24 protein-coding genes and 1 tRNA gene are annotated in these 26867 nt (G+C 74.1%); 11 read left to right on the top strand and 14 right to left on the bottom strand.

The genetic code is table 11. From position 1 onward, the window contains the following. Positions 1 to 92: 92 nt before the first annotated feature. The 3 genes from NX801_RS06235 to NX801_RS06225 form a co-directional block, all read right to left on the bottom strand. Positions 93 to 1694: a dihydrolipoamide acetyltransferase family protein gene (locus NX801_RS06235; RefSeq protein WP_258786017.1), complete on the bottom strand. Its 1602-nt coding sequence runs from the start codon at positions 1692 to 1694 to the stop codon at positions 93 to 95. Beyond that, positions 1694 to 2668 (bottom strand): alpha-ketoacid dehydrogenase subunit beta, encoded by a 975-nt coding sequence (locus tag NX801_RS06230; RefSeq protein WP_258786122.1) that lies wholly within the window; start codon positions 2666 to 2668, stop codon positions 1694 to 1696. Before NX801_RS06230 ends, NX801_RS06235 begins: the two co-directional genes overlap by 1 nt. Before the next feature lie 77 nt (positions 2669 to 2745). Beyond that, positions 2746 to 3888: a thiamine pyrophosphate-dependent dehydrogenase E1 component subunit alpha gene (locus tag NX801_RS06225; RefSeq protein WP_258786016.1), complete on the bottom strand. Its 1143-nt coding sequence runs from the start codon at positions 3886 to 3888 to the stop codon at positions 2746 to 2748. A 228-nt stretch (positions 3889 to 4116) separates the two neighbouring features. Between NX801_RS06225 and NX801_RS30700 the strand changes: the two genes are divergently transcribed. Further along, positions 4117 to 4752, top strand: coding sequence for an Lrp/AsnC family transcriptional regulator (locus NX801_RS30700; protein ID WP_309505789.1), 636 nt, complete (start codon positions 4117 to 4119; stop codon positions 4750 to 4752). A 63-nt stretch (positions 4753 to 4815) separates the two neighbouring features. On the opposite strand, the gene NX801_RS06205 is transcribed toward NX801_RS30700, so the two are convergent. Both NX801_RS06205 and NX801_RS06200 read right to left on the bottom strand, forming a co-directional pair. Continuing rightward, complete coding sequence (locus NX801_RS06205) at positions 4816 to 5409, bottom strand: TetR/AcrR family transcriptional regulator (protein WP_258786015.1); 594 nt, start codon at positions 5407 to 5409, stop codon at positions 4816 to 4818. Beyond that, a complete protein-coding gene (locus NX801_RS06200; protein ID WP_258786014.1) occupies positions 5406 to 7094 on the bottom strand; it encodes a 3-hydroxyacyl-CoA dehydrogenase in 1689 nt (562 codons plus the stop codon). Before NX801_RS06200 ends, NX801_RS06205 begins: the two co-directional genes overlap by 4 nt. Positions 7095 to 7217: 123 nt before the next feature. On the opposite strand from NX801_RS06200, the gene paaN reads away from it, so the two are divergent. Further along, complete coding sequence (gene paaN / locus NX801_RS06195) at positions 7218 to 8927, top strand: phenylacetic acid degradation protein PaaN (protein WP_258786013.1); 1710 nt, start codon at positions 7218 to 7220, stop codon at positions 8925 to 8927. Between the two features lie 148 nt (positions 8928 to 9075). Here paaN and NX801_RS06190 read toward each other — a convergent pair whose 3' ends face one another. Genes NX801_RS06190 through NX801_RS06180 form a run of 3 tightly spaced genes read right to left on the bottom strand, consistent with a single transcriptional unit; the run spans position 9076 to position 12082 of the window. Further along, positions 9076 to 9819, bottom strand: a complete 744-nt coding sequence (locus tag NX801_RS06190; RefSeq protein ID WP_428986070.1) for a TrmH family RNA methyltransferase — start codon at positions 9817 to 9819, stop codon at positions 9076 to 9078. Then, positions 9816 to 11264 carry an HTTM domain-containing protein gene (locus NX801_RS06185; protein WP_258786011.1) on the bottom strand — a complete coding sequence of 483 codons (1449 nt, stop codon included), beginning with the start codon at positions 11262 to 11264 and terminating at the stop codon, positions 9816 to 9818. The genes NX801_RS06190 and NX801_RS06185 overlap by 4 nt, the downstream gene beginning before the upstream one ends. Next, complete coding sequence (locus NX801_RS06180) at positions 11261 to 12082, bottom strand: DUF5819 family protein (RefSeq protein WP_258786010.1); 822 nt, start codon at positions 12080 to 12082, stop codon at positions 11261 to 11263. Before NX801_RS06180 ends, NX801_RS06185 begins: the two co-directional genes overlap by 4 nt. A gap of 235 nt (positions 12083 to 12317) precedes the next feature. On the opposite strand from NX801_RS06180, the gene paaA reads away from it, so the two are divergent. Genes paaA through NX801_RS06155 form a run of 5 tightly spaced genes read left to right on the top strand, consistent with a single transcriptional unit; the run spans position 12318 to position 15959 of the window. Beyond that, positions 12318 to 13334: a 1,2-phenylacetyl-CoA epoxidase subunit PaaA gene (paaA, locus tag NX801_RS06175; RefSeq protein WP_258786009.1), complete on the top strand. Its 1017-nt coding sequence runs from the start codon at positions 12318 to 12320 to the stop codon at positions 13332 to 13334. Beyond that, positions 13331 to 13618 (top strand): 1,2-phenylacetyl-CoA epoxidase subunit PaaB, encoded by a 288-nt coding sequence (paaB, locus tag NX801_RS06170; RefSeq protein ID WP_258786008.1) that lies wholly within the window; start codon positions 13331 to 13333, stop codon positions 13616 to 13618. The genes paaA and paaB overlap by 4 nt, the downstream gene beginning before the upstream one ends. Continuing rightward, complete coding sequence (paaC, locus tag NX801_RS06165) at positions 13615 to 14343, top strand: 1,2-phenylacetyl-CoA epoxidase subunit PaaC (RefSeq protein WP_258786007.1); 729 nt, start codon at positions 13615 to 13617, stop codon at positions 14341 to 14343. The genes paaB and paaC overlap by 4 nt, the downstream gene beginning before the upstream one ends. After that, the gene (gene paaD, locus NX801_RS06160) at positions 14337 to 14834 is read left to right on the top strand and encodes a 1,2-phenylacetyl-CoA epoxidase subunit PaaD (RefSeq protein WP_258786004.1); all 498 of its coding nucleotides are present in this window, start codon (positions 14337 to 14339) and stop codon (positions 14832 to 14834) included. Before paaC ends, paaD begins: the two co-directional genes overlap by 7 nt. Further along, positions 14835 to 15959 (top strand): 2Fe-2S iron-sulfur cluster-binding protein, encoded by a 1125-nt coding sequence (locus NX801_RS06155; RefSeq protein WP_258785998.1) that lies wholly within the window; start codon positions 14835 to 14837, stop codon positions 15957 to 15959. Between the two features lie 42 nt (positions 15960 to 16001). On the opposite strand, the gene NX801_RS06150 is transcribed toward NX801_RS06155, so the two are convergent. The 3 genes from NX801_RS06150 to NX801_RS06140 form a co-directional block, all read right to left on the bottom strand. Beyond that, positions 16002 to 16346, bottom strand: a complete 345-nt coding sequence (locus NX801_RS06150) for a rhodanese-like domain-containing protein (protein ID WP_258785995.1) — start codon at positions 16344 to 16346, stop codon at positions 16002 to 16004. Between the two features lie 174 nt (positions 16347 to 16520). Continuing rightward, a complete protein-coding gene (locus NX801_RS06145; protein WP_428986069.1) occupies positions 16521 to 17423 on the bottom strand; it encodes a J domain-containing protein in 903 nt (300 codons plus the stop codon). 46 nt (positions 17424 to 17469) lie between these two features. Next, complete coding sequence (locus NX801_RS06140; protein WP_258785993.1) at positions 17470 to 18993, bottom strand: DUF2252 domain-containing protein; 1524 nt, start codon at positions 18991 to 18993, stop codon at positions 17470 to 17472. Between the two features lie 522 nt (positions 18994 to 19515). Here NX801_RS06140 and NX801_RS06135 point away from each other — a divergent pair. Next, positions 19516 to 19950 (top strand): MarR family winged helix-turn-helix transcriptional regulator, encoded by a 435-nt coding sequence (locus tag NX801_RS06135; RefSeq protein WP_258785991.1) that lies wholly within the window; start codon positions 19516 to 19518, stop codon positions 19948 to 19950. Between the two features lie 204 nt (positions 19951 to 20154). On the opposite strand, the gene NX801_RS06130 is transcribed toward NX801_RS06135, so the two are convergent. The 3 genes from NX801_RS06130 to NX801_RS06120 form a co-directional block, all read right to left on the bottom strand. Continuing rightward, positions 20155 to 20811, bottom strand: coding sequence for a response regulator transcription factor (locus NX801_RS06130; RefSeq protein ID WP_258785990.1), 657 nt, complete (start codon positions 20809 to 20811; stop codon positions 20155 to 20157). 41 nt (positions 20812 to 20852) lie between these two features. Then, positions 20853 to 22571, bottom strand: a complete 1719-nt coding sequence (locus NX801_RS06125) for a sensor histidine kinase (RefSeq protein WP_258785989.1) — start codon at positions 22569 to 22571, stop codon at positions 20853 to 20855. A 423-nt stretch (positions 22572 to 22994) separates the two neighbouring features. Beyond that, positions 22995 to 23081, bottom strand: a tRNA-Leu gene (locus NX801_RS06120). A gap of 855 nt (positions 23082 to 23936) precedes the next feature. On the opposite strand from NX801_RS06120, the gene NX801_RS06110 reads away from it, so the two are divergent. The 3 genes from NX801_RS06110 (at position 23937) to NX801_RS06100 (ending at position 26856) form a co-directional block, all read left to right on the top strand. Beyond that, positions 23937 to 24767: an FHA domain-containing protein gene (locus NX801_RS06110; RefSeq protein WP_258785988.1), complete on the top strand. Its 831-nt coding sequence runs from the start codon at positions 23937 to 23939 to the stop codon at positions 24765 to 24767. Between the two features lie 10 nt (positions 24768 to 24777). Next, positions 24778 to 25287, top strand: a complete 510-nt coding sequence (locus NX801_RS06105) for an FHA domain-containing protein FhaB/FipA (RefSeq protein WP_258785985.1) — start codon at positions 24778 to 24780, stop codon at positions 25285 to 25287. 129 nt (positions 25288 to 25416) lie between these two features. Beyond that, positions 25417 to 26856 carry a Stp1/IreP family PP2C-type Ser/Thr phosphatase gene (locus NX801_RS06100; RefSeq protein WP_258785984.1) on the top strand — a complete coding sequence of 480 codons (1440 nt, stop codon included), beginning with the start codon at positions 25417 to 25419 and terminating at the stop codon, positions 26854 to 26856. Positions 26857 to 26867 lie beyond the last annotated feature (11 nt).

The following is a 26867-nucleotide window of genomic DNA, read 5'->3' as shown; positions in this document are numbered from 1 at the left end:
ACCGGCGCCGAGCGGACCGGCGGGCGCCCGGCGCCGGCCGGTCGCGGCCCGCGCCGCCCGGGCGGCGGACGCTCCGCCGGCCGGACGCCCGGCTACAGGGTCCGCAGCAGTACCGCGGGTTGCTCCACACAGTCCGCCACATACCGCAGGAAGCCGCCCGCCGTGCCGCCGTCGCAGACCCGGTGGTCGAAGGTCAGTGACAGCTGGACGACCTGACGTACCGCCAGTTCGCCCCGGTGCACCCACGGCTTGGGGACGATCCGCCCCACCCCGAGCATCGCCGCCTCCGGGTGGTTGATGATCGGCGTGGAGCCGTCCACCCCGAACACCCCGTAGTTGTTGAGCGTGAACGTCCCGCCGGTGAGGTCCGCCGGGGTGAGGGCCCCGGTGCGCGCCGCCTCGGTCAGCCGGGCGAACTCGGCCGTCAGCGACTCGGCCGAGCGCCCGTGCGCGTCCTTCACCACCGGTACCACCAGGCCCCGGTCGGTCTGGGCGGCGAACCCGAGATGCACCCCGGGCAGCCGCACGATCTCCCGCGCCTCGGTGTCCACCGTGGCGTTGAGCTCGGGGAAGCGGGCCAGACCCGCCGTGCAGACCCGGGCCAGCAGCGCCAGCACCGAGATCTTCGGGCCGCCGGCCGCGTTCATGGCGGCACGGGCGGCCATCAGCTCGGTGGCGTCGGCGTCGACCCAGCAGGTGGCGTCGGGGATCTCGCGCCGGCTGCGGGAGAGCTTGTCCGCCACCGCACCCCGTACGCCCCGCAGCGGCACCCGCTCTCCGGCGGCGGTGGCCGCCACGGCGGGCCGGGCGCCGGTCTCCGGGGCCGGCCGGGCGCGGGGAGCCGCCCGGGTCTCCGGCGCGGCGACCGCCCCGGCGGCGACGGCCCCGACGGCAACCGCCCGCTCCACGTCCGCGCGCAGGATCAGGCCGTCCCGCCCCGAGCCGCGCAGCCGGCGCAGATCGATCCCGCCCTCCCGGGCCAGCTTCCGCACCAGCGGCGAGATCACCGGAACCGGTCCGTCCGGCAGGGCCGTACCGCCCCCGGTCGTCCCCGGCCCGGCGCCGGTCCCGGCCGTGGCGTCCGCCTCCGGCAGCGCACCCGGCCCCGCGTCGGAGTACGGCCCCGCCACGGCGTCCGGCCCGGTCACCGCGGGCGGCCGGTCCGCCGGTATCCGGGCGTTCGGCCCGGAAGCGTCCCCGCCACCGGTGCCCGGGGCGCCGGTCGCGGGCGCTCCGTCCAGCGGAGCCGTGTCCGGCGCGGCGGTGCCCAGCAGGCCCGTACCGCCGCCGGAGCGGATCCGGCGCCTGCGGGCGGCGGGCGCGGCGGTGCCGTACCCGACGAGCACATTCCCCGAGCCCTCGTGCGCCGCCCCGGTGGCCGGCTCCGGGGCGGGGGCTCCGGCGGCGCCGGCCGCGTCCGCTCCCGGGGCGTCGCCCGGGGCCGCCGCCGCGCCGACCGCGACCGTCAGCAGCGGGGCACCGACCGGGAGTTCGCTGCCCTCCTCACCGAACCGGGCGGTGACCACACCGCCGTACGGGCAGGGCACCTCCACCATGGCCTTGGCCGTCTCGACCTCCACCACCGGCTGGTCCACGGCCACCACGTCGCCGACGGCCACCAGCCACCGCACGATCTCCGCCTCGGTCAGGCCCTCACCGAGGTCCGGCAGCTTGAACTCCAGCACCTGGGGCATCAGTTCTCCGCCTCCCACTGGAGCCGGGCGACCGCGTCCAGCACCCGGTCGACACCGGGCAGATGGTGCCGCTCCAGCATCGGCGGCGGGTAGGGGATGTCGAAGCCGGCGACCCGCAGCACCGGTGCCTCCAGGTGATGGAAGCACTGCTCGGTGATCCGGGCGGCGATCTCCCCGCCCGGGCCGCCGAAGCCGGTGGACTCATGGACGACCACCGCGCGCCCGGTGCGCCGTACCGACGCGCAGACCGTCTCGTCGTCGAAGGGCACCAGCGACCGCAGATCCACGACCTCCAGCTCCCAGCCCTCGGCCCGGGCGGCCTCGGCGGCCTCCAGACAGACCGGGACCGACGGACCGTAGGTGATCAGGGTGGCGCTGCGGCCGGTCCGGCGGACCACCGCGCGCCCTATCGGCTCGACCGCCGCCGGGGCCTCGGGCGACCAGTCGGACTTCGACCAGTACAGCCGCTTGGGCTCCAGGAAGACCACCGGGTCGTCGGAGGCGATGGCGGCGCGCAGCAGCCCGTAGGCGTCCTCGACGGTGGCGGGCGTGACGACATGGAGCCCCGGAGTCGCCATGTAGTACGCCTCGGACGAGTCGCTGTGGTGCTCGACCCCGCCGATGCCGCCGCCGTACGGCACCCGGACGACCAGCGGCAGCGGCATGGCGCCCCGGGTGCGGTTGCGCATCCGGGAGACATGGCTGATGAGCTGTTCGAACGCCGGATAGGCGAAGGCGTCGAACTGCATCTCCACCACCGGTCGCAGCCCGTACATCGCCATGCCGACGGCGGTGCCCAGGATGCCCGCCTCGGCGAGCGGGGTGTCCGTGCAGCGGTCCTCGCCGAACTCCTTGGCGAGGCCGTCGGTGACCCGGAAGACACCGCCGAGCGTGCCGACGTCCTCCCCGAGGACATGGACCGCCGGGTCCTCGGCCATGGCGTCCCGCATGGCGCGCTGGAGCGCCTGGGCCATGGTCGCCGGTCTGGCGGCGCGGTCCGGCTTCACCGCCGTGGCGGTCGTCCCGCCCGTCGCCCGGCTCGTCGCCCCGCTCATCGGGTGTCCCCTTCCACTTCCGCCGCCAGTTCGGCGCGCAGCTGCTCCGCCTGCGCCCGCAGCTGCGGGGTCGGCTCCGCGTACACCTGGGTGAAGAGGTCGTCGGGGACGAGGACGGCGTCGGCGTTCATCCGCTCGCGCAGCCGCGCGGCCATCGCCTCGGCCTCCTCGGCGGCCGCTCGTATCCCGGCCTCGTCGAGCAGGCCGCGCCCGGTCAGCTCGCGCTCCAGGATCCGGACCGGGTCGTGGTCGCGCCAGGCCGCCACCTCGGTGTCGCCCCGGTACCGGGTGGCGTCGTCGGCGTTGGTGTGGGCGTCGATCCGGTAGGTGACGGCCTCCACCAGCGTCGGGCCGCCGCCGCGCCGGGCCCGGGCCATCGCCTCGCCGAGCACCTGGTGCACGGCCGGGGCGTCGTTGCCGTCGACCAGCCGGCCCGGCATGCCGTACCCGACGGCCTTGTGCGCCAGGGACGGGGCGGCCGTCTGCTTGGCGAGCGGCACGGAGATGGCGAAGCCGTTGTTCTGCACCAGGAAGACCACCGGCGCCTGCCAGACGGCCGCGAAGTTCAGCGCCTCGTGGAAGTCGCCCTCGCTGGTGCCGCCGTCCCCCACCAGGGCGAGCGCCACCACGTCGTCGCCCTTGAGCCGGGCGGCGTGCGCCAGGCCCACCGCGTGCGGCAGCTGGGTGGCGAGGGGCGTGCAGAGGGGGGCGATCCGGTGCTCGCGCGGGTCGTAGCCGGTGTGCCAGTCGCCGCGCAGCAGGGTGAGCGCCGCCGCCGGATCGAGCCCGCGCACCACGGCCGCGAGGGTGTCCCGGTACGACGGGAAGAGCCAGTCCCGCTCCTCCAGCACCAGCGCGGCGGCCACCTGGCACGCCTCCTGGCCGGTGCTGGACGGGTACACCGCCAGCCGGCCCTGCTTGGTGAGGGCGGTGGCCTGCGCGTTGTACCGCCGGCCGCGCACCAGCTCGGCGTGGAGCCGGCGGAGCAGCTCCGGCGCGAACCCGTCCACCGCGCCGGTGCCGAGCACCCGGTACGGCTCGGGGTCGGGGAGCAGCGGGGCGGGGTCGGTGCGCGGCTTCCACGCCGGGGGCGGGGTGGGCCGGTACGAGGCCGCACCGGGCAGCTCTTGGACCGTCATGGGAGCACCTCCTCGTGCGAGACGGGCACGGGGCCCGGGAACGACGCGGGCACGGAGCCCGGGGGACGCGGGCACGCGACCCGGAGACGGCGCGAGTGTGGCGCGTCTCACCTACCGATTGTTCGGTCAGGGAGGCAATTTGGCTACAGGCACCTCCAGCCTGTGGACAAACGGTTCTCCACAGCATGGGATGAGAACAGGTCGTCCATGGCGGAAAGGCGGGGGCACATGGCAGCTGAACAAATGGCCGCGAGCCGCGAGCCGGAGCCCGAGGGGAGCGGCCGGGAACCGGAGCTCCGCCCCCTGGACGCGGACGCCCGGGACCCGGAGCTCCGCCCGCCGGACGCGGACACCCCGGAGCCGGCGCCCCGCCCGCTGGACGCGGTCGACCGGGACATCCTCCGTATTCTCCGGACCGACGGGCGGGCCTCGATCCGCTCGGTGGCGGACCGGGTGCACGTCTCCCGGGCCAACGCCTACGCCCGGATAAACCGGCTGGTGGAGGACGGGGTGATCCGGGGCTTCGGGGCGCGGATCAACCATGAGCGGGCGGGGCAGGGCGCCTCCGCGTACATCACGCTCAAGATCGTGCAGAACTCCTGGCGGAGCGTGCGGGAGCAGCTCCAGGCGCTGCCGGGCGCGGCGCACATCGCGCTGGTCAGCGGCGATTTCGACGTACTGCTGCTGGTGCACACGCCGGACAACCGGACGTTGCGCGAGCTGGTGCTGACCAGGATCCAGGCCATTCCGGAGGTGCTGTCCACCCGCACTCTGCTGGTCTTCGAGGAGACAGACATCGACCGGCGCTCGCCGGCCCCGGCCGCCTCGCCGCCCGCCGAGGAGCCCGCGTCCGGCGCGTCGTGAGCGCGGACCGCGTACGTACGCCGGGCACGAAAGCGCCCGGCCCCGCCCCGGCCCGGCGGCCCCTCAGTGCCCCGTGCGCAGCCCGTCGAAGGCGAGCCGGACCACGGTGTCCACCACCTGCTCGCGGTCGCCCGCGCCGCCCGGCAGCGGGCGGTACCACTCGACCAGCGAGTTGACCATCCCGAAGAGCAGCCGGGTGGCCAGCCGTATGTCCACGTCCGTACGGAGGTCGCCGTCGGCCGCCGCCGCCTTCAGCAGGTCCGCGACCCGGTGGTCGAACTCGCGGCGGCGCTCCAGGGCCCACCGCTCGGTCCGGGTGTTGCCCCGGACCCGCAGCAGCAGCGTCACATAGGGGAGCTCGTCCATCAGGACGGCGACGGTGCGGCGGGTGACGTGCTCGACCCGCTCGATGGCCCGGCCGCGGTTCGCCCCGGGCTCGTCCAGGATGCCGAAGAGGCCGTCGAGCGCCCGGCTCACCGCCCGCCGCAGCAGCTCCTCCTTGCCGGTCACATGGTGGTAGATCGAGGACTTGGAGATCCCCGCCGCCTTGGAGAGATGCTCCATGGAGGTGCCGTCGTAACCGCGTTCGTTGAAGACCTGCACGGCGACCGAGAGCAGCGTCTCGGGGGTGTAGGTGTCGCGCCTGGCGGTGGTCATGAGCCGGCCCCTTCCCGGTCGTTCCGCTCCCCGTCCCGGTCCCCGGCCCCGGCGGCCCCTGCGGGCTCCACGCGCCCGGCCTCCTCGGCCGCGGCCCGGCGGCGGAGCGCCTGGGAGGGGGCGTACCGCCCGGTGGGGTACTCCTCGTGCAGCGCCGACAGGGCGTTCAGCACCCACTCGGCGCCCAGTTCCCCGCCCCAGGCGAGCGGCCCGCGCGGGTAGTTGACGCCGAGCCGCATCGCGGTGTCGACGTCCGCCGGGTCCGCCACGCCCCGCGCCACGGCGTCGAGCGCGAAGTCCACCAGCATCGCCACCGTCCGGCAGACGATCATGCCGGGCACGTCCGCGATGACGCTGACCCGCTTGCCGAGGGCCTGGAAGAGCCCGACGGCGGCGGTCAGGGCCTCCGCCGGGACGCTCGCGGCCGGGGCGAGGGCGATCCGGCCGGCCGCCCGGTAGTCCAGGGCCAGATCGAAGTGGACGACCGGCATCTCGGCGTCGTCCGCCGCCGTGCCGTCGGCGGCGAAGAGCCGGACGCCGCCGGGCAGCTCGATCCAGCCCGGATGGCCGGCCACCGCCGCGTCGCCGCGCTCGACCGGAATGCCCGCCTCCGCGATCAGGTCGGCCAGCACGGCGGCGTGGTACAGCTCGCCGTGGACGGTGACCGACGCGGGCGGCGCGGCGGGCGCCTCGGTGCGCGGCCCGGCGCCCGTACCGGCCGTGCCGCCGGTGCCCCCGGCGTCACCGGTGCCGTCGGTGGCGTACGCGAACCAGCCCCGGCCCGACTTGCGGCCCAGCCGGCCGGACTCGACCAGCCGCCGCTGGGCGAGCGAGGGGGTGAAGCGGGGGTCCTGGTGGAACGCCTCCCACACCGACCGGGTGACGGCCTCGTTGACGTCCTGGCCGATCAGGTCGGTCAGCTCGAACGGGCCCATCCGGAAGCCGCCGCTCTCCCGCAGGACGGCGTCGATGGTGGCCGGGTCGGCCGCGCGCTCCTCGTACAGCCGGAGCGCCTCGGCGTAGAACGGCCGGGCGAGGCGGTTGACGAGGAAGCCGGGGGTGTCGGCGCAGCGCACCGGTGTCTTCCCCCAGGTCAGGACGGTGGCGTACGCGAGGTCGGCGGCGGCCTCGTCGGTGGCGAAGCCGCTGACCACCTCGACCAGCGGCAGCAGCGGCGCCGGGTTGAAGAAGTGCAGCCCGGCGAACCGGCCGGGGAGCCGCAGCGCGCCGGCGATCGCGGTGACGGAGAGGGAGGAGGTGTTGGTGGCGAGCAGACAATCGTCCTGAACGATCGTCTCCAGCTCCGCGAAGAGCCGCTGCTTCACCGCCAGGTCCTCCACGACCGCCTCGATCACCAGGGCCGCGTCCGCCAGCTCGGTGAGCGCCCCGGCCGCGTGCAGCCGGGCGGCGGCCGCGTCCCGCTCCGCCGGGGTCAGCCGGCCCTTGGCGGCCAGCCGGTCCAGCCGCGCCAGCACGTCCGCCGCCGCCTGTTCGGCGCGGCCGGGGGCGGTGTCGTGGAGGCGGACGGGGTGGCCCGCGAGCAGCGCGACCTGGGCGATGCCCCGGCCCATGGTGCCGGTGCCCACCACGGCGACGGTCCGGTGACGCCCGACGGCTCCGGCCCGTCCGCCCGCCCCGCCCAGGTCCTCGGGCCGGCTGGGCTCGGTGGTCTCGGTCTCGGTCATGGCAGTGATCCTCCCCGATGAGTTTTCCACAGGCCCGGGAGACCCCCTTGTCCCGACCGACCGTTCGGTTACTCTATCCCTGTCCGCACGTCCCTGCCCAGCTCGCCGAGGAGTTGGTCCGTCATGGCCGCCGCGCAGCTCACCACCGACCACCTGACCGAGAGGCACCGCGCCACGCTGGATCAGGCACTCGAAGCGATCCGTACGCGGGCCTACTGGTCCCCGCACCCGGAGCACCCCAAGGCGTACGGCGAGGACGGCTCGCTGAGCGCCGCCGACGGCCTCGCCGCGCACCGGGCGGTGCTCGGCGGCCGCTTCGAGCTGGAGCAGCCGGGCACCGACGGCTGGGTGGGCGGCGAGGTCTCGCCATACGGCCCCGAGCTGGGCGTGGAGTATCCGCACGCCGACCCGGACGTGCTGCTCCCCGCCATGCGCGCCGGGCTCGGCGCCTGGCGGGACGCGGGCCCGGAGACCAGGGCACTGGTCTGTCTGGAGATCCTGGCCCGGATCAGCGGCCGGACCCATGAGTTCGCGCACGCCGTCATGCACACCAGCGGACAGGCGTTCATGATGGCGTTCCAGGCGGGCGGCCCGCACGCCCAGGACCGGGGCCTGGAGGCCGTGGCGTACGCGTACGCCGAGCAGGTCCGGGTGCCGGGCTCGGCCGACTGGTCCAAGCCGCAGGGCAAGCGGGACCCGCTGGCACTGCGGAAGACGTTCACCCCGGTCGGCCGGGGCGTCGCCCTGCTGATCGGCTGCAACACCTTCCCCACCTGGAACGGCTACCCGGGCCTCTTCGCCTCCCTCGCCACGGGAAACGCGGTGCTGGTCAAACCGCATCCGCGCGCCGTGCTCCCGCTGGCGCTCACCGTCCGGGCCGCCCGCGAGGTGCTCACCGAGGCCGGCTTCGACCCGAACCTGGTCGCGCTGGCCGCCGAGCGGCCGGGCGAGGGCATCGCCAAGACGCTGGCCGTCCGGCCCGAGATCCGCATCATCGACTACACCGGCTCCACCGCCTTCGGTGACTGGCTGGAGGCCAACGCCCGCCAGGCGCAGGTCTACACCGAGAAGGCCGGCGTCAACACCGTGGTGATCGACTCCACCGACGACTACCGGGGCATGCTGGGCAACCTCGCCTTCTCGCTCTCCCTCTACAGCGGCCAGATGTGCACCACCCCGCAGAATCTGCTGATCCCGCGCGACGGCGTCGACACGGACGCGGGCCCCCGGTCGTACGACGAGGTGGTAGCCGATCTCGCCACCGCTGTCGGAAAGCTGCTGGGCGACGACGACCGGGCGAACGCCCTGCTCGGCGCCCTGGTCAACCCGGACGTCCGGGGCCGTCTCGAAGCGGCCGGCGGCCTGGGCGAAGTGGCCCTGGCCTCGCGCGAGGTGGCCCACCCCGACTTCCCGGACGCCGCGGTGCGGACGCCGGTGATCGTCAAGCTGGACGGCGCGCGGAAGGTCTGGGAGAGCGGCGAGGACGAGGTGCCCTTCCTCTCCGAGTGCTTCGGCCCGGTCTCCTTCGCGGTGGCGGTGGACTCGACCGCCGACGCGCTGGACCTGCTGCGCCGCACGGTCCGGGAGAAGGGCGCCATGACGGTCGGCGCCTACACCACGTCGGCGGAGACCGAGCGGGCGGTGGAGGAGGTCTGTCTGGAGGAGTCCGCCCAGCTGTCGCTGAACCTCACCGGCGGCGTCTATGTGAACCAGACGGCGGCGTTCTCCGACTTCCACGGCTCCGGCGGCAACCCGGCGGCCAACGCCGCCCTGTGCGACGGAGCCTTCGTGGCCAACCGCTTCCGGATGGTCGAGGTCCGCCGCCAGGCGTGAGCAGCTGACACCAGGGCCCCGGACCGCACAAGCCCCCGGGCGCACGAGCGGCGGCGCGGGGCCGGTACGCCTCCAGACCGGGGCCGGTACGCCTCCGGGGCCGGCTCCCGGTGCCCGGCGGCTGCCCGGTGCCCCGGCGGCTCGCCGGTCAGGCCCCCGGGGACGGGGCGTCGATCTCCGCGTACCGCTGGATCCAGGCGTGCATGGCGATCGCCGCCGCGGCCCCGGCGTTGATCGAGCGGGTGGAGCCGAACTGCGCGATGGAGCAGACCATGGCGGCGTGCTTCCGCGCCTCCTCGGTCAGCCCGGGTCCCTCCTGGCCGAAGAGCAGCACACACCGCCGGGGCAGCTCGGTGCGCTCCAGGGGTACGGCACCGGGGAGGTTGTCGATGCCCACGACCGGCAGCCCCTCGGCGGCGGCCCAGGCGGTGAGCGACGCGGTGTCCGGGTGGTGGCGGACGTGCTGGTACCGGTCGGTGACCATGGCGCCCCGCCGGTTCCAGCGACGCCGGCCGACGATGTGCACCTCCTTGGCCAGGAAGGCATTGGCGGTGCGCACCACGGAGCCGATGTTGAAGTCGTGGCCCCAGTTCTCCACGGCCACGTGGAAGTCATGGCGCCGCGTGTCCAGGTCGGCGACGATCGCCTCCCGGGTCCAGTAGCGGTAGCCGTCGACCACATTGCGCCGGTCACCGGCCGCCAGCAGCTCCGGGTCGTACCGCTCGCCCTCCGGCCAGGGGCCCGGGTGCGGCCCGACGCCGATGCCGTCCCCGTAGCCGTCGTCGTACTGAAGGGGCTGGGCCGGCCGAAGGGCCCGGCCCTGGCTCGGCTCGGCGGACTCCGGCCCGGCGGGGCGCTCCGGGGCGGACGGTACGGGGGTCTCGCTGCTCACCCGACGAGGGTACGGGGCGCGGCCGGCTCCCCGTCGGCCTCCCGGGGGCCCGGCACCTTCCCCCGCCGTGCCGGGCGCAGCCGGTCCCGGGCGCGGACCAGCCGGTGGCCGGCCCACACCAGGAAGACCGTCGGCAGGAAGACCGCGTCGGCGGCGATCATCGCCAGGGAGAAGAACGGCAGTCCCAGCAGGACCGCGATGGTCGCGTGCTCCAGCATCATGACCGCGAGCAGCACGTTCTTGACCCTGCGGTTGAAGAGCGTGAAGGGGAAGGCGACCTGCACCACGACCGTGCCATAGGTGGCGAGCATGATCAGCAGTCCGCTGCCGGCCAGCAGACCGGAGAGGGCGGGCCAGGGCGTGAAGTAGTCCAGCCGGAACGGGTAGTAGGACGCCGTCCCGTCCTGCCAGCGGTCGCCCTGCACCTTGTACCAGCCGGCCGTGGCGTAGATCAGGCAGACCTCCGCCATGATCACCCCGAGGGCCGCGTTGTGGGCGAGGTTGGCCAGCACGTCGAGCAGTACCCGCGGCTGCCCGGGGGCGTACCGGCAGACCACCCACCAGAGCCCCTGCGCCAGCCAGAGCAGCCAGAACAGCGCCAGCAGCCAGGACTCACCGGTGCGGCCGGCGAAGGAGGTGGCCACCGGCAGACCGCAGCCGAGCACCACCCACAGCGCCGGGCCCACCCGATCGGCGGCGGCTCGCCCCGCCACCGGCCGGTGCGCCCCGCCCGCTCCCGTCTCCGCCGCTCCCGTCTCCGCCGCGCCCGGACCGGCTTCCGTCCCGCCCGGACCGGCTTCCGCCTCGTCCGGACCGCTGTCCGTCGTGTCCGGTGCCGGTGCCGCCCCGTCCGGCGTCGGTCCCGGGCCGCCCGGCCCGGTCCCGGTGGCGCGGCGCCGGGCGCGGCGGGCGTCCAGCGACCAGACCTGTCCGCAGCGGGTGAGGACCAGATAGAACGCCATCAGATGAACGACATTGTCACCGCCGTCCCCCATGAAGACCGAGCGGTTCTGGAGCGAGAGCACACCCACCAGGAACAGCACCGAGGTGGCCCGGACCCGCCAGCCCACCAGCAGCAGCAGGCTCGCCAGCGCGGCCAGCGCGTACACGCACTCGAACCAGACCGCCGAGTCCGACCACAGCAGTGCCGAGAAGGCGTGGTTGTTCGCGATCAGCTCCCGGGCCATCCCCCAGGACCAGGGGCCGTCCGGTCCGTACAGCTCGCGCCGGTGCGGGAACTCCCGCAACAGGAAGAGCAGCCAGGCGCCGGAGAAGCCGATCCGGACCACGGCGCTCTGATACGGCCCGAGGGCGCCCGCGGTGACCCGCTGGATGGCACCCGCCAGCCCCCGCCCGGCCCGCTCCGCCCAGTCGGCCCGGTGCGAGCCGCCGGGCAGATCCGCCCGGGGATTCACGGTCACGACCCCGTGGTCCACGCGCTTCATCGGCCCTCCTCCGGGTGCTCGCCGGCCGCCCGCGCCGCGCCCCGGCCCGCGTCCGCCCCGCCGGGCAGGTCCGCCACCGTCACCGGCCACCAGGGCAGCACCCGGTAGTAGGTCCGGGTGTCCGTCTTGCCGGCGTCGCTCCACACCGGCGCCACGACGGCCCGGGTGGCGGAGCGCAGCTGGATCCGCTCGATCCGGCCGCCCTCCCGGTGGGCGTCGAGCCGGAGCGCCGCGATACGCCGCAGATAGCGCTCGGAGAGCTCGCCGCGCACCCCATTGGGCCGGTTGTCGTCGGTGTGCCAGTTGGCGAAGAAGTCCCAGGCGCGGCGCAGCTCGTTCTGGGTCACATGGCTGGGGAAGGGGTTGCCCCGGATCACCGCGGCGTCCTCTGCGGAGAGATCGATCCATCCGGTGGTCCGGCGTCCGCCGGCGACGGTGAGCTCGGCGCGCGCCTGGACGGCGATGTTCTGCTGGAGGGGGTTGGGGGCGAACAGCTTCCAGTTCTGCTCGAACTCCGGCAGCACCCAGTCGTCCACCGCCTCGCCGTGCTGTTTGCTCAGCGTGTTGGCCGGGGCGACATGGAGGAACACCATGCCCAGATGGACGGCGGCCAGCACCCCGACGACGGCGAGCGAGACGGCGGCGACCACCTGGTACGGCAGCGAGAGCGCCTGGATTCCGGCGCCGCCGGACCGCCCGGGCCCACCGGTCGCCCGGAGATCCCCGGACTGCGCGGACGGCCGGGGTCCCCCGGGCTCCACGTGCTCCGCGTCCACCGGGGCACCGGCGTGCCGGCCCTCCCCACCGTACGAGTCCATCGCACCGTTCCCTCATCGCTCGGCCACCCGGCATCACCCGCCCGGCGCTACCCGGCACCGTCCGGGGTCCCTGGCCGTCCGGGTTCTCCTGCCGACGTCCGGGATCTCCCGGCCCGGCCCCTTGCCCCGGCCCGGCCGCCGCCCGGCCCGGTTATCCACAGGGTTGACACCATACGGGCCGCCGACCCACCATTGAAGACATTCAACCGAACGATCGGTCGGTAGGAGAGTCCCGATGACAGTACCGACGGCACCGACAGCACCGACAGCACCGACGGCACCGACGGCGTCCCCGGCAGCGACGGCAGGACCGGCGGGCGCACGGGAGACGCCCGAGGCGGTGTTCGACGCCGCCGTCGCCGCCGACGAGCGCATCGAGCCGCGCGACTGGATGCCGGAGGCGTACCGCGCCTCACTCGTCCGGCAGATCGCCCAGCACGCGCACTCCGAGATCATCGGCATGCAGCCGGAGGCGAACTGGATCACCCGCGCCCCCTCGCTGCGCCGCAAGGCGATCCTGATGGCCAAGGTGCAGGACGAGGCGGGACACGGCCTGTATCTCTACAGCGCGGCCGAGACCCTCGGCGTCAGCCGCGACGAGCTGCTGGACAAGCTCCACACCGGCCGCCAGAAGTACTCGTCGATCTTCAACTACCCGACCCTCACCTGGGCCGACGTCGGCGCCATCGGCTGGCTGGTGGACGGTGCCGCGATCACCAACCAGGTGCCGCTCTGCCGCTGCTCCTACGGCCCCTACGCCCGCGCGATGGTCCGGATCTGCAAGGAGGAGTCCTTCCACCAGCGCCAGGGGTACGAGGCGCTGCTCGCCCTCTCGCGCGGGACGCCGGAACAGCACGCCATGGCGCAGGACGCGGTGGACCGCTGGTGGTGGCCGTCCCTGATGATGTTCGGCCCGCCGGACGACGAGTCGTCCCACTCGGCGCAGTCCATGGCCTGGAAGATCAAGCGCCACTCCAACGACGAGCTGCGCCGGCGGTTCGTGGACATCTGCGTGCCGCAGGCGGAGGCGCTCGGGCTCACCCTGCCCGACCCCGAGCTGCGGTGGAACGAGGAGCGCGGCCACTACGACTTCGGTGCCATCGACTGGGCCGAGTTCCGCGAGGTCCTCAAGGGCGACGGCCCCTGCAACGAACAGCGGATCACCCAGCGCCGCCGGGCCCACGAGGACGGCGCCTGGGTCCGGGAGGCGGCCGCGGCCCACGCCGCCAAGCACGGAGAGGCGACCCGATGACCACCAGCGACTGGCCCCTGTGGGAGGTGTTCGTGCGCTCCCGCCGCGGGCTCTCCCACACCCACGCGGGCAGCCTGCACGCCCCGGACGCCGAGATGGCCCTGAGGAACGCCCGGGACCTCTACACCCGCCGCTCCGAGGGCGTCTCGCTCTGGGTGGTGCCGTCGGCCGCGATCACCGCCTCCTCGCCGGACGAGAAGGACCCCTTCTTCGAACCCGCCGGGGACAAGCCCTACCGCCACCCCACCTTCTACGAGATCCCGGAGGGGGTGCGGCACCTGTGACCGCCACGACACCCGCGCTCACCGGTGCCGCCCTCGCCCTGGGGGACGACGCGCTGGTGCTCTCGCACCGGCTGGGGGAGTGGGCGGGGCACGCCCCGGTCCTGGAGGAGGAGGTGGCGCTCGCCAATATCGCGCTGGACCTGCTCGGCCAGGCCCGGGTGCTGCTCTCGCTCGCCGGGGACGAGGACGAGCTGGCCTTCCTCCGCGAGGAGCGCGCCTTCCGCAACGTCCAGCTGGTGGAGCAGCCCAACGGCGACTTCGCCCGGACCATCGCCCGTCAGCTCTACTTCTCCACCTACCAGCGGCTGCTGTACGGGCGGCTGGCCGCCGCCGGGGAGAGCCCGCTGTCCGGGCTCGCCGCCAAGGCGGTCAAGGAGGTCGCCTACCACCAGGACCACGCCGAGCAGTGGACCCTGCGCCTCGGCGACGGCACCGCCGAGAGCCATGACCGGATGCGGGCGGGATGCGAGGCGCTCTGGCGGTTCACCGGCGAGCTGTTCCGGCCGGTCGAGGGGGTGGACGTCGACTGGGCGGAGCTGGAGGCCGACTGGCTGGCCTCGGTGACCGGCGTGCTGGAGCGGGCGACGCTCACCCTCCCGGAGGGCCCGCGCACCGGGGCGTGGCGGGCGGGCGCCGGGCGCCAGGGCCTGCACACCGAGCCGTTCGGACGGATGCTCGCCGAGATGCAGCACCTTCACCGGAGCCACCCGGGGGCGACATGGTGACCACGACGCCGGTGGAGGAGGAGCTGCTCCGGCTGGCCGGTTCGGTGCCCGACCCCGAGCTGCCGGTGCTGACGCTGGAGGAGCTGGGCGTGGTGCGGGGGGTGCGGGTGCTCGAACCGGGCCGGGTCGTGGTCGAGCTGACCCCGACCTACACCGGCTGCCCGGCGATCGAGACCATGTCGGCCGACATCGAGCGGGTTCTCCGCGGCAGCGGGGTGCCCGAGGTCCGGGTGGTCACCGTTCTCTCCCCCGCCTGGTCGACCGACGACATCAGCGCGGAGGGACGGCGGAAGCTGGCCGAGTTCGGCATAGCCCCGCCCCGCCCCCAGGGGCCCGGCGGCGGGCCGGTGTCCGTCTCGCTGGCGATCCGCTGCCCGCACTGCGGCTCCACGGAGACGGAGCTGCTGAGCCGCTTCTCCTCCACCGCGTGCAAGGCGCTGCGGCGCTGCACCGCCTGCCGTGAACCATTCGACCACTTCAAGGAGTTGTAGATGTTCCATCCGCTCCGGGTGAGCGAGGTCGAGCGGCTCACGGACGACTCCGTGGCCGTCACCTTCGCCGTGCCGCCCGAGCTGCGCGACGCCTTCCGCCATGTCCCGGGCCAGCACCTCACGCTGCGCCGGAGCGCGCCGGCCACCGGCGGCGGCGAGGGGACGGCCACCGACCCGGACGGCCCGGACGGGCCGTCCGGGGAGGAGATCCGGCGCACCTACTCGATCTGCTCCCCGGCCGCCGGCCCGGGGGAGGATCCGGTGCTGCGGGTGGGCATCCGGCTGGTGGAGGGCGGCGTCTTCTCCACCTACGCGCTCAAGGAGCTGCTGGCCGGGGACACGGTGGACGTCATGGAACCCATGGGCCGGTTCCTGCTGGCGCCGCGCCCGGGGCGGTTCGCGGCGGTGGTAGGCGGCAGCGGGATCACACCGGTGCTGTCGATGGCGACGACCCTGCTGGAGCGCGAGCCGGGGGCGCGGTTCTGTCTGATCCGCAGCGACCGCTCGGCGGCCTCCACGATGTTCCTGGAGGAGGTGGCGGACCTCAAGGACCGGTACCCGGACCGCTTCCAGCTGGTCACCGTGCTCTCCCGGGAGGAACAGCAGGCCGGGCTGCCGTCCGGCCGGCTGGACCGCCCGCGCCTCACGGAACTGCTGCCCGCGCTGCTGCCGGTGGGCGAGGTGGACGGCTGGTTCCTGTGCGGTCCGCTCGGGCTGGTCCTCGGCGCCGACCGGGCCCTGCGCGACCTGGGAGTGGACCGCGGCCGTATCCACCAGGAGATCTTCCATGTGGACGACGGCCGGACCACCGGAGGGGATGACCGCCCGGCGGCCGCCCCGGTGGCGGCGCGGGCCCGGCTGACGGCGACGCTGGACGGCCGCTCGGGCAACTGGCCGGTGCAGCCGGGGGAGTCCCTGCTCGACACCGTGCTGCGGGCCCGCTCCGACGCTCCGTACGCCTGCAAGGGCGGGGTCTGCGGCACCTGCCGGGCGTTCCTGGCCGGCGGCGAGGTGCGGATGGACCGGAACTACGCGCTGGAGCCGGAGGAGACCGACGCCGGTTATGTGCTGGCCTGCCAGTCGCACCCGGTGAGCCCGGAGGTGGAGCTGGACTTCGACCGCTGACCGCCCGGCGCCGCCACCCGCCGGTCCCGGCCCCCGGAACGCCTAGAGAACGGCGGCGGGACCGCCGTGGTCGGTGACCATGGGGCGTCCCGCGCCCTCCCAGGCGAGCATGCCGCCGTCGACGTTCACCGCGTCGATGCCCTGCCCCACCAGGTACTGGGTGACCTGGGCCGACCGGCCGCCGACCCGGCACATCACATAGGCGCGCCGACCGTCCGCCACGGCCTCGGTCACTTCACCGAAGCGGGCCACGAAGTCGCTCATCGGCACATGCAGCGCGCCCTCGACATGCCCGGCCGCCCACTCGTCGTCCTCCCGGACGTCCAGCACCAGGCCGTCGGCCGGCACCGAGGCGGCATCCGTCGTGGGCAGGGCTGCGAAGTTCATGGGTCGTCACGCCTTCTCTCGTCGGTTCTTTCGGTGAAGCAGGACTTCATCGGGGCGGGGAACACCCCGGCCCGTCGGCTCGCCCGGACACGGCCCGGGCCGCCGCCCGCGGCGCCGTCCCGCCGGAGCGGTCCCGGACGCCCCGCGGCACCCGCGGCGGCCCGCCGGCAGCCGCTACGCGATCAGCGCGGCGAGCTGGGCCTCGCGCTCGGCGACCTGCGCCAGCAGTTGTTCCGCGATCTCGTCCAACAGCCGGTCGGGGTCGTCCGGCGCCATCCGCAGCATCGCACCGATCGCGCTGCCCTCCAGGTCCTGGGCGACCACGGTCAGCAGTTCCTTGCGGCGGGCCAGCCAGTCCAGCCGGGCATAGAGCTCCTCGCTCTCGCTCAGCGCGGCACCGGCCGGGGCGGGCCCCGCCTCCCACTCCTCCAGCAGCTCCCGCAGCAGGGCCTCGTCGCCGCGCGCGTAGGCGGCGTTGACCCGGGTGATGAACTCCTCGCGCCGCCGCAGTTCCTCGTCGTCCCGCGCGAGGTCCGGGTGGGCCTTACGGGCCAGCTCGCGGTAGAGCTTGCGCACCTCGTCGCTGGGCCGGACCCGCTTGGGCGGCCGCACCGACCGGTCGCTCAGCATCGCCTCAGCCTCGGGGGAGAGGCCGTCGGCGTCCATCCAGTCGTGGAAGAGCTCCTCCACACCCGGCATCGGCAGCACCATCGCCCGGGCCTCCCGGGCCCGGGCGGCATCCTCCGGGTCACCGGTCCGGGCCGCGTGGGCCTCCGCGATCAGCGCGTCCAGCTCGTCCAGCCGCGTGTACATCGGGCCCAGCTTCTGGTGGTGCAGCCGGGAGAAGTTGTCCACCTCGACCCGGAAGGTCTCCACCGCGATCTCGAACTCGATGAGCGCCTGCTCCGCCGCCCGCACCGCCCGCTCCAGCCGGGCCTCCGGCCGCTCCGCCTCCGGCCCGCCGGCGCCCGGTCCACCGGACACCGGCCCGGCGGCGGAATGCGCGCCGCCGACGGGTCCGGCGGGGCCTGTCTCGGGTGCCGGGGCGCCGGTCACGTCGTCGCTCGGAGTCGTCACCCGACCAGCCTACGGGCGAACGGCCCCCGGTTGTCACCCTCCCCGATCACACCCCCGGCTCGGAGGGAAGCCGCCCGCTCCGCACCGCCGCCAGCAGATCGGCGTGGTCCGCCTCCGTACGGTCCGCGTAGGCCATCGCGAAGCCGGCCACCGCCGTGTCCAGCTCGTCGTTCTTCCCGCAGTACCCGGCCATCAGCCGGGGGTCGGCGCTGTGCGCGTGCGCCCGGGCCAGCAGCGCCCCGGTCATCCGCCCGTAGTCGTCCACCTGGTCGGCCGGGAGCGCCGCCGCGTCCACGCTGCCCTTGCGGTTGCGGAACTGCCGCACCTGGTACGGCCTTCCCTCGACCGTGGTCCAGCCCAGCAGGTTGTCGCTCACCACCTGCATCCGCTTCTGGCCCAGCACCACCCGCCGGCCCTCGTGGTCCGCCTCCTCCGCCGTGAACCCCGCCGTCCGCAGATGGGGCAGCAGCACGGACGGCCGGGCCTCCTTCACCTGGAGCACCAGCGCCTCGCCCCGGTGGTCGACCAGCAGCACCACATACGACCGGGTGCCCACGCTGCCGGTGCCGACCACCCGGAACGCCACATCGTGGATCGCGTACCGGGCGAGCAGCGGCAGCCGGTCCTCCTGGAGCGTCCGCAGATAGCCACCGAGCGAGGCGGCCACGGCGCCGGCCTCCTCGTCCTCCACCCGGCGCAGCACCGGGGCCGCGTCCACGAACCGGCGGCCGGCGCCCTCCGCCGAGGTCTCGGTGGAACGGGCGGCGAACCGGGCGCTCGTGTTGCTGCGCGCCTTCTCCGACACCCGCTCCAGGGTGCCGAGCAGATCCTTGGCGTCGGCGTGCGAGACCAGTTCCTCGTCCGTGATCGCGTTCCAGGCGTCGAGCACCGGCATCCGGGCCAGCAGCCGCATGGTGCGCCGGTACGCGCCCACGGCGTCGTACGCGGCCTCCCGGCACATGTCCTCGTCCGCGCCCGCCTCCCGGCCGGCCAGCACCAGAGAGGTCGCGAGCCGCTTGAGATCCCACTCCCAGGGGCCGACGACGGTCTCGTCGAAGTCGTTGAGGTCGATGACGAGCCGGCCACGGGCGTCCCCGTAGAGCCCGAAGTTGGCCGCGTGCGCGTCCCCGCATATCTGCGCCGTCACCCCGGTGACCGGGGTACCGGCCAGGTCGTGCGCCATCAGTCCGGCGGACCCGCGCAGGAACGCGAACGGGGTGGCCGCCATCCGGCCCACCCGTATCGGCGTCAGCGCCTCCACCCGGCCGAGGTTGGACTCCTCGACCGCCCGTACCGCGTCCGGCCGGCCGGGACCGATGTCCAGCGCCGCGTGCGCGGACCGGGCCACCCGCTCCCGCAGCGCCTTGCCCCGCTTCTTCGGCGAATCCGCCGGGCCGCCCGACCACCACGCGAATCCGGCCACCACCGGAATGCGGCCGTCCGCCGCGCCCGCACCCGAATCCGTCGTCCCGCCCGGCTGCTCGTCCACGAGCCCCCCTTGTCTCCCACCTGCGTGTGCGCAGAACGTACCGCCGCCCCGGCGCTTCCGTCTTCCCCTGTGGACAACCATGACCCAGCCTTGGCTCCCGCCGTGGAAACCCGTGCCATCGCGGTAAAGCACCAGATCACCCCCGGATCACTCATCCATCGGCCCGCGACCGGAGCCATCCACTTCCCGCCCCCTCTCCCCCGGTGGCCGGTGGCCCGGCGTCCTGCCCGCGCCGCCCGCGGGTCCGCCCGCCCGGTGGCGAGGACGCGGCCGCCCGGTCGCGGCTCCGCACCGGCCGCGAAGCCCGGGGCGGACCGGCCGGCGCCGCCCCGCCGGATTTCAGCCAGGGACACCTCCGCCGCCGGCACGGTCCGGCCCCGCGTCGCCCCGGCAGGCCGGGGCCCCGCACATGGCACGGCGCTCGCGCGGTACCCGGGTCCATGGCCGGCACGGACGACCGGACGAACACCGGGAAGCCGCCGACGGTCGCTCCGCACCCCATATAGCGTGTATGGCGCAATCAACCTGCTCGATATCGGTGAAGGCGGATGTCCCCGGACCCACGAGGACACCACGCCACGGGACACAAGGGAGAACCGCATCATGCCCGCCGCGCGCGACGAGTCCGTGGACACCATCCAGCGCGAGCTGACCGCGTTCGCCCGACGTGCCCGCGCCGCGGCCGCCCGGCTCCACCCGGAGCTGCCTCTTGTCTCGTACACCCTCCTGGCCCACATCGAGGACCGGCAGGGCTGCCGGGCCACCGACCTCGCCGCCCACTATCTGCTCGACAAGTCGACGGTCAGCCGCCAGATCACCGCCCTGGAGAAGCTGGGCCTGGTCGAGCGCCGCTCGGACCCCGCCGACCACCGGGTACAGGTACTGCACCCCACCGAGAAGGGCTCCGCGCTGCTCTCCTCCACTCAGGCCAGTCGCCGCGCCGCCTACCAGGAGCGCCTGGCCGACTGGTCCACCGAGGACCTGGGCCGCTTCGCCGCCTACCTTCTCCGTTACAACGCCCCGGGCACCCACGGCTGATACCGACTGACACCGCCCGGCACCGACGCCATCGGCCGGTCCCCTTCCCGCACCGGCCCCCACCTCTGCACCAACCCTCTGCCTGGACCGGCCCCACCTGCCCCAGCCCCCTTCCTTCACGGCCCCGGCTGCGCACCACCCCCGCATCCCGCCGAGGCTCCGCCCCGCACTCCGGCCTGCTGTCACTCCTTCCCCACCTCCCCGTCAGAGCCCCGCGTCCCGCGCCAGCAGGGCGGCCTGCACCCGGTTCTCGCAGGAGAGCTTCGCCAGAATGCGGCTCACATAGGTCTTCACCGTCGCCTCGCTCATATGCAGTCGCTTCCCGGCATCGGCGTTGGACAGCCCCTCGCCCAGCAGCCCCAGCACCTCCCGCTCCCGCTCGCTGAGCACCGCCACCCGCGCCCGGGCCTGCTCCGCACGGGCCCCCACCCGGCCTCCCGCCAGCTCCTCCACCACATGTCTGGTGGCGCCCGGTGACAGATAGGCGTCTCCCGCGGCGGCCGCCCGTACCGCCTGGATCAGCTCCGCCGGGGCCGTGTCCTTGAGCAGGAACCCCGCGCCCCCGCTCTCCAGCGCCCGCAGCACGTTCTCCCGCTCACCGAAGGTCGTCAGCACCAGTACCCGCGCCCCGGGCACCACGCGGCGCAGCTCCGGCAGGGCCGCCAGCCCGTCCAGGACCGGCATCTGAAGATCGAGCAGCACCACGTCGGCGGCGTGCGCCCGCGCGGCCTCGATCGCCTCCCGTCCGTTCGCCGCCTCCGCGACCACCTCCAGTCCCGGATCGGAGGTGAGAATCAGGCGGATACCGGCCCGGATGAGCGCCTCGTCGTCCGCGACGACCACCCGGATGCGTGCTTCCACACGGACCTCCCCCGGTTCCCGTGACACCCGGGCCCATCGCCCTACCGCGCCACGTCGTACGACTTCTTCTCGATCAGCTTGCCGTCCCTGAAGCAGAAGCGGAAAACCGGCTCGGTGTCCCGGTCGCCCCCGGTCTCGGACGACATCAGCACCAGGCACTCCGCGCCCGCGGGCTCCGCGGGCCCCTTGCCGCTCAGCCCCAGAGTCGCCACCGAATCACCGCTCGGCAGCCGGTCCCGGGCCTCCTCCTCGGCGATGCCGACCCGGAGGGCCTCGTACCGCGAGGGTTCGATCATGCCCCGGTCCAGCACTCCCAGCAGGTAGACGAGGCCGACGCCCGCCGCGACCAGCAACACCACCAGAGCCGCCACGGCCATACCGCAGCCGAGAGCGAACCTGCCGGACCTGTGCGCCTCCTCTCCACCGTCCGGCCACTCCCTCTCCGGAGCGGACCAGACCTGCCGGACCGCGACCGGATCACCCTCCCCCGGCACGAGCTCCGGTGTCTTCACCCGGAAGTCGTTCCCCTCAGCGACGAAAGGCGCGAGTTGCCCCGGTTCTCCGCCGGCCGTGCCTCCGAAGCCGTAGGGGAGCATCGCCGCCACCCGGAAGCCGCCACCCGTCACCGGACCGGCGTGCACCAGGCCACCGACCAGCCGGGCCCGCTCGTGCAGTCCGGTCAGCCCCTGGCCACCGCTCACCACCTCCCCGCCGACGGGCCCACCGGCGCCGTTGACGACCTCCACCACCAGGGAGTCCGGCTCGTACCGCAACGAGACGGTGATCCGCGCCCCCGGGGCGTGCTTGTACGCGTTGGTCAGCGCCTCCTGCACGATCCGGTAGGCGGCGTGATCGGCGGCCGGCGCCAGCACCCGGGCCTCCCCGCTGGAGCACAGCTCGATCTCATTCCCCGCCGGAGCCGACGCCACCAGCTCCGGTATGCCCGCCGTCCCCCGGGCCGCCCGCCCTGCCTTCCCGGCGACCGGCGCCTCCACACCGTCCCGCAGAATGCCCACCACCTCGCGCAGCTCCCGCATCGCGGTCACCGAGGCGTCCCTGAGCACTCCGACCACCGCCCGCTGCCGGGTGGTGAGTTCCTGGTCGACCTCCAGCGCCCCGGTGTGCACCGAGATCAGCGCCAGCCGGTGCCCCAGGCTGTCGTGCATGTCCTGCGCGATCCGCTGGCGCTCCCGCAGCCGTGCCTGCCCGGCCACCATCGCGTGCTCCCGCACCAGTTGGGCGTTGCGCTCCCGCAGGGCGTCCAGCAGGGTGCGCCGCTGGGTCCAGTACCGGCTGGCCAGCCCCGGCACGACCGTCGTGGTGAAGTAGTACAACGTCGTGAACAGGACCAGCACCAGCGGTGCGCGCCACGCCCCCGCGTCCAGCACCGAGCCGCCGACGAACACCGCGTACGAGAGGGTGAACACCCCCAACGCCCGCCCCACGCCCGCGATCCGGCGCCCCGCCGACCACCCCGCCAGCCACAGCACCACCCCGAACCCGCCGAGCACCGGCGCCAGTCCGCCGGCGAGCACCAGCACCCCGGCGGGCAGCCGCCGCCGCAGCAGGGCGAGCAGCGCCGCTCCCGCGCCCACGAGCACCGTCCGCGCACCGGCGGCCGCCAGCAGCTGCTCCGTACCGGCGGCGAGCAGTCCGACGACCAGCGCCAGCACCGCCTCCCCGGCGACACCGCGGCGGGACCGGGGCCCGGGCGCGACCAGCCACCGCCGGCCCGCCCTGATCCTCGAAGAAACATCCACGCCCGCACCCTAGGGACCGCACACCGGCCCTCGCGGCTCTCTTTCGTCGCGCGTCCCACCGACGAAGGTCGCTCCCGGCCCCGACTCCCCACCGGCGCGCGAGAGGCGTGGTCCGACCGCTGCGGGCAGGAAGCCGGCCCCGGTCCCGGGCCACCCCTCGGAGGCCCATGAGAGGCTCATCACATTTCGGGCCGGGTCATTTTTCTGAGGCAGCCGACCAGCGAGTCCGCCACGGGCAACGAGCCCCGGGCGACGAGCCACCGGCGGTCTCCCGCGCTGCCGCCTCGGCCCGCCTCATGTCCGAGGCCGGGACCCGGCCCACGTCCGAGGCCGGGAGCCGACCGACCCGGACATGACGAAACGGGCGGATCGTCTTGACGATCCGCCCGTTTCTTCCGTGCGTTGGAACACCTGAGGTGATCCTGGTGCGCGAGGGGGGAGTTGAACCCCCACGCCCTTTCGGGCACTGGAACCTGAATCCAGCGCGTCTGCCTATTCCGCCACCCGCGCATTGGGTGTTGCCGCTGTCTCCCGCACTTTTTCGGTGCGTTCGCTTGGCGACATCAGAAGATTAGCACGTCGCCGGGGGTGGCTTCACATCCCTTCGTCCCGCCCCCCGGGGACGGAGCGCGAGGACGGACGGGGGAGACGGCGCGCCCGTCCGGGGGCCCGGGACGGACCACGGCCCCGCCCGGACCCGGTCCGCCCGGAACACGGTCCCCGCTCCGTCGCACCCCACCGCGTCCCCGGTCCCGTCGACCCGCCGCCCGCACGGGGGCCCGCGCGGACCACCGCCCGCGCCGGCCGCCGCCCGGGCTTCCCGCCACGCGCACCGCCCCGCCTTCGCCACCGCGCGCCGCCCCGCACGGCGGCATCGCCCACGCCCGCCCCGGGCCCGAACCCGTCCCGGCCGTGGCCGGCGGGCGCGGGTCCCGCGCCCGACCCGGACCCCGTGCCCCCGGCCCGTACGGCCCCCGCGGTCCCTGCCCCGGCCGCCCCGGGAACCCGGAGCCGCCGCCCGGCCCTCGCGGGCCCCGTATCCACGGGAAACCGGCGGGTGACCGACAGAACCGGGACCGGGCGAGGCCCCGACAGAACCGGAAGCGGACCGGAACCCGGACCGGGACCGGACCAGAACCGGGCCGGCACCGCGTCACGGCCGGAACCGAACGGGAACGGAACGCCTTCGCACCCACTCCTCCGGGGTGTCCGCCGGGTGCGGGACACTAAGAGAAGGCCACCTCTACGATCCTTGTGAGAGGTGACACTCGTCCACAGGGCAGAGAAGGGGAACCAGCCGATTTCCCGACGCGTGGATACGATCAGTAAGCAGTACCAGGACGGCAGCGACGGAGGAGGTGCCCCATGGGAGTCCTGAAGCGTTTCGAGCAGCGTCTCGAAGGTCTGGTCAACGGCACCTTCGCCAAGGTCTTCAAGTCCGAGGTCCAGCCGGTCGAGATCGCGGGCGCCCTCCAGCGGGAGTGCGACAACAACGCGACGATCTGGAACCGGGACCGGACGGTCGTCCCCAATGACTTCATCGTCGAGCTGAGCACCGGCGACTTCGAGCGGCTCAGCCCGTACTCCGGCCAGCTCGGCGACGAGCTCTCCGGGCTGGTCCGCGACTACGCGAAGCAGCAGCGGTACACCTTCATGGGACCGATCAAGGTCCATCTGGAGAAGGCCGACGACCTCGACACCGGGCTGTACCGGGTGCGCAGCCGCACGCTGGCGTCGAGTTCGTCACAGTCGGCCGAGTCGGCGCCCGACCCGGGACAGGCCTCCGGCCGCCCCGGCGGGCACGGGTACGCCCCGGCCGGCGCGCCTCCGATGCCGGCGGCCCCGCCGCCCGGCATGAACCGTCCGCCCGCCGCCGGGCGCCCGCCGGGCGCCCCCGGACCCGGGCCAGGCGCCCAGACGCGCCGCTGGATCGAGATCAACGGCACCCGCCACCAGATCTCCCGCCCGACGCTGGTGCTGGGCCGCAGCACCGACGCCGATGTGCGGATCGACGACCCCGGCGTATCACGCCGCCACTGCGAGATCCGGACCGGAACGCCCCCGACGATCCAGGATCTCGGGTCCACCAACGGCATCGTGGTGGACGGGCAGCACACCACCCGCGCTACGCTCCGCGACGGCTCGCGGATCGTCGTGGGCAGTACCACCATCGTTTACCGGCAAGCCGAAGGGTGAAGCGGGGGCAATGTCAGAGCTGACCCTCACGGTCATGCGGTTGGGTTTCCTCGCCGTACTGTGGCTGTTCGTCATCGTGGCCGTCCAGGTCATCCGGAGCGACCTGTTCGGGACGCGGGTCACGCAGCGCGGTTCGCGCCGCGAGGCGCCGCGTGCCCAGCAGCCCGCCCGGGGGGCCTCGGCGCCACCGCAGCAGCGCCAGCAGTCCGGCCGTCAGCGCCGGGGGGCACCGACCAAGCTGGTCGTCTCCGAGGGCTCCCTGACCGGCACCACGGTCGCCCTCCAGGGCCAGACCATCACGCTGGGCCGGGCGCACGACTCCACGATCGTGCTGGACGACGACTACGCGTCCAGCAGGCATGCCAGGATCTACCCGGACCGTGACGGCCAGTGGATCGTCGAGGATCTCGGGTCCACCAACGGCACCTATCTCGACCGGACCCGGCTCACCACCCCGACACCGATTCCGCTGGGCGCGCCGATCCGCATCGGCAAGACCGTCATCGAGCTGCGGAAGTAGTACGACAATGAGCGAGCGGAGCGAGCGAGCCGCGGCGGGCCAGCAAGGGGATCCGCGCCGGCTCCCGACCGGAGGGTGGGCAGGGTGGCTCAGGAGCGGCTGTACCCCGAGCCGACGGGCGAGGTGCGCATGAGTCTGTCACTGCGCTTCGCCGCCGGGTCGCACAAGGGAATGATCCGCGAGGGCAACGAGGACTCCGGGTACGCCGGTCCGCGCCTGCTCGCCATCGCCGACGGCATGGGCGGCCAGGCCGCCGGCGAGGTGGCCTCGTCCGAGGTGATCTCCACCCTGGTCACGCTCGACGACGACGTTCCCGGCTCGGACCTCCTCACCTCCCTCGGCACCGCGGTGCAGCGCGCCAACGAGCAACTCCGGGTCATGGTCGAGGAGGACCCGCAGCTGGAGGGCATGGGCACCACGCTGACCGCCCTGCTCTGGACCGGCCAGCGTCTCGGCCTGGTGCACGTCGGCGACTCCCGCGCCTATCTGCTCCGTGACGGCGCGCTCACCCAGATCACCCAGGACCACACCTGGGTGCAGCGGCTGGTGGACGAGGGCCGGATCACCGAGGAGGAGGCCACCACCCACCCGCAGCGCTCGCTGCTGATGCGCGCCCTGGGCAGCGGCGACCATGTCGAGCCCGACCTGTCGATCCGCGAGGTCCGGCCGGGCGACCGGTATCTGATCTGCTCCGACGGTCTCTCCGGGGTGGTCTCCCACCAGACGATGGAGGAGACCCTCGCGGGCTACCAGCGCCCGCAGGAGACCGTGCAGGACCTCATCCAGCTCGCCTTGCGCGGCGGCGGCCCGGACAACATCACCGTGATCATCGCGGATGTGCTCGACGTCGACGGCGGCGACACCATGGCGGGGCAGCTCAGTGACACCCCGGTCGTCGTCGGCGCCGTCGCCGAGAACCAGAACCAGGCGCTCACCGGCGGTGCCATGGAGACCCCCGCGGGCCGTGCCTCCGGCCTCGGCCGGCATGCCGCGCCCCCGGCCGGCGGGTTCGGTCCGCCCGGCAGCGGCGAGCCGCTGGAGTACGACGGGATGCCGTCCGACGACGGCTACGGGACGTACGCCGACGGCGACTTCACCAAGCCCCGCGCCGGCCGCAGGTGGCTGAAGAGATCGCTGTACACGCTCCTGGTGCTGGCCGTGGCCGGCGGCGGGCTGTACGCCGGCTACCGCTGGACGCAGACGCAGTACTACGTCGGCGCCAACGACGAGCACGTGGCGCTCTACCGGGGTATCAGCCAGGACCTGGCGTGGGTGTCGCTCTCGAAGGTCGAGAAGGACCACCCCGAGATCGAACTCAAGTACCTCCCGGACTACCAGCGCAAGCAGGTCGAGGAGACCATCGCGGGCGGCAGTCTCGGCAAGGCGGAGACCAAGGTCCGCGAGCTGGCCACCCAGGCGTCCGCCTGCAAGAAGCAGGCGGACGCGTTCGCGGCCACCGGACAGGCGAGCCCGCCCGCCGGCTCCACCAGCAAGAAGCCCACACCTTCCCCCGGCCCCAGCCTCTCGGACGAGGAGCAGAAGGTGGCCTCGAACTGCGGTAAGCAGTAAGGACCCGTAGG

The organism is Streptomyces pyxinae (assembly GCF_024756275.1).
GTDB classification, from domain to species: Bacteria; Actinomycetota; Actinomycetes; order Streptomycetales; family Streptomycetaceae; genus Streptomyces; species Streptomyces pyxinae.
This window is presented reverse-complemented; position numbering and strand designations above follow the sequence as displayed.

Bases quoted from the DNA above. Each gene is read 5' to 3' on its own strand.
- NX801_RS06235 (WP_258786017.1), bottom strand. From the start codon at position 1,694: ATGCCCCAGGTGCTGGAGTTCAAGCTGCCGGACCTCGGTGAGGGCCTG.
- NX801_RS06230 (WP_258786122.1), bottom strand. From the start codon at position 2,668: ATGGCCCAGGCGCTCCAGCGCGCCATGCGGGACGCCATGGCCGAGGAC.
- NX801_RS06225 (WP_258786016.1), bottom strand. From the start codon at position 3,888: ATGACGGTCCAAGAGCTGCCCGGTGCGGCCTCGTACCGGCCCACCCCG.
- NX801_RS30700 (WP_309505789.1), top strand. From the start codon at position 4,117: ATGGCAGCTGAACAAATGGCCGCGAGCCGCGAGCCGGAGCCCGAGGGG.
- NX801_RS06205 (WP_258786015.1), bottom strand. From the start codon at position 5,409: ATGACCACCGCCAGGCGCGACACCTACACCCCCGAGACGCTGCTCTCG.
- NX801_RS06200 (WP_258786014.1), bottom strand. From the start codon at position 7,094: ATGACCGAGACCGAGACCACCGAGCCCAGCCGGCCCGAGGACCTGGGC.
- paaN (WP_258786013.1), top strand. From the start codon at position 7,218: ATGGCCGCCGCGCAGCTCACCACCGACCACCTGACCGAGAGGCACCGC.
- NX801_RS06185 (WP_258786011.1), bottom strand. From the start codon at position 11,264: ATGAAGCGCGTGGACCACGGGGTCGTGACCGTGAATCCCCGGGCGGAT.
- NX801_RS06180 (WP_258786010.1), bottom strand. From the start codon at position 12,082: ATGGACTCGTACGGTGGGGAGGGCCGGCACGCCGGTGCCCCGGTGGAC.
- paaA (WP_258786009.1), top strand. From the start codon at position 12,318: ATGACAGTACCGACGGCACCGACAGCACCGACAGCACCGACGGCACCG.
- paaB (WP_258786008.1), top strand. From the start codon at position 13,331: ATGACCACCAGCGACTGGCCCCTGTGGGAGGTGTTCGTGCGCTCCCGC.
- paaD (WP_258786004.1), top strand. From the start codon at position 14,337: ATGGTGACCACGACGCCGGTGGAGGAGGAGCTGCTCCGGCTGGCCGGT.
- NX801_RS06155 (WP_258785998.1), top strand. From the start codon at position 14,835: ATGTTCCATCCGCTCCGGGTGAGCGAGGTCGAGCGGCTCACGGACGAC.
- NX801_RS06150 (WP_258785995.1), bottom strand. From the start codon at position 16,346: ATGAACTTCGCAGCCCTGCCCACGACGGATGCCGCCTCGGTGCCGGCC.
- NX801_RS06140 (WP_258785993.1), bottom strand. From the start codon at position 18,993: ATGGTTGTCCACAGGGGAAGACGGAAGCGCCGGGGCGGCGGTACGTTC.
- NX801_RS06135 (WP_258785991.1), top strand. From the start codon at position 19,516: ATGCCCGCCGCGCGCGACGAGTCCGTGGACACCATCCAGCGCGAGCTG.
- NX801_RS06110 (WP_258785988.1), top strand. From the start codon at position 23,937: ATGGGAGTCCTGAAGCGTTTCGAGCAGCGTCTCGAAGGTCTGGTCAAC.
- NX801_RS06105 (WP_258785985.1), top strand. From the start codon at position 24,778: ATGTCAGAGCTGACCCTCACGGTCATGCGGTTGGGTTTCCTCGCCGTA.
- NX801_RS06100 (WP_258785984.1), top strand. From the start codon at position 25,417: ATGAGTCTGTCACTGCGCTTCGCCGCCGGGTCGCACAAGGGAATGATC.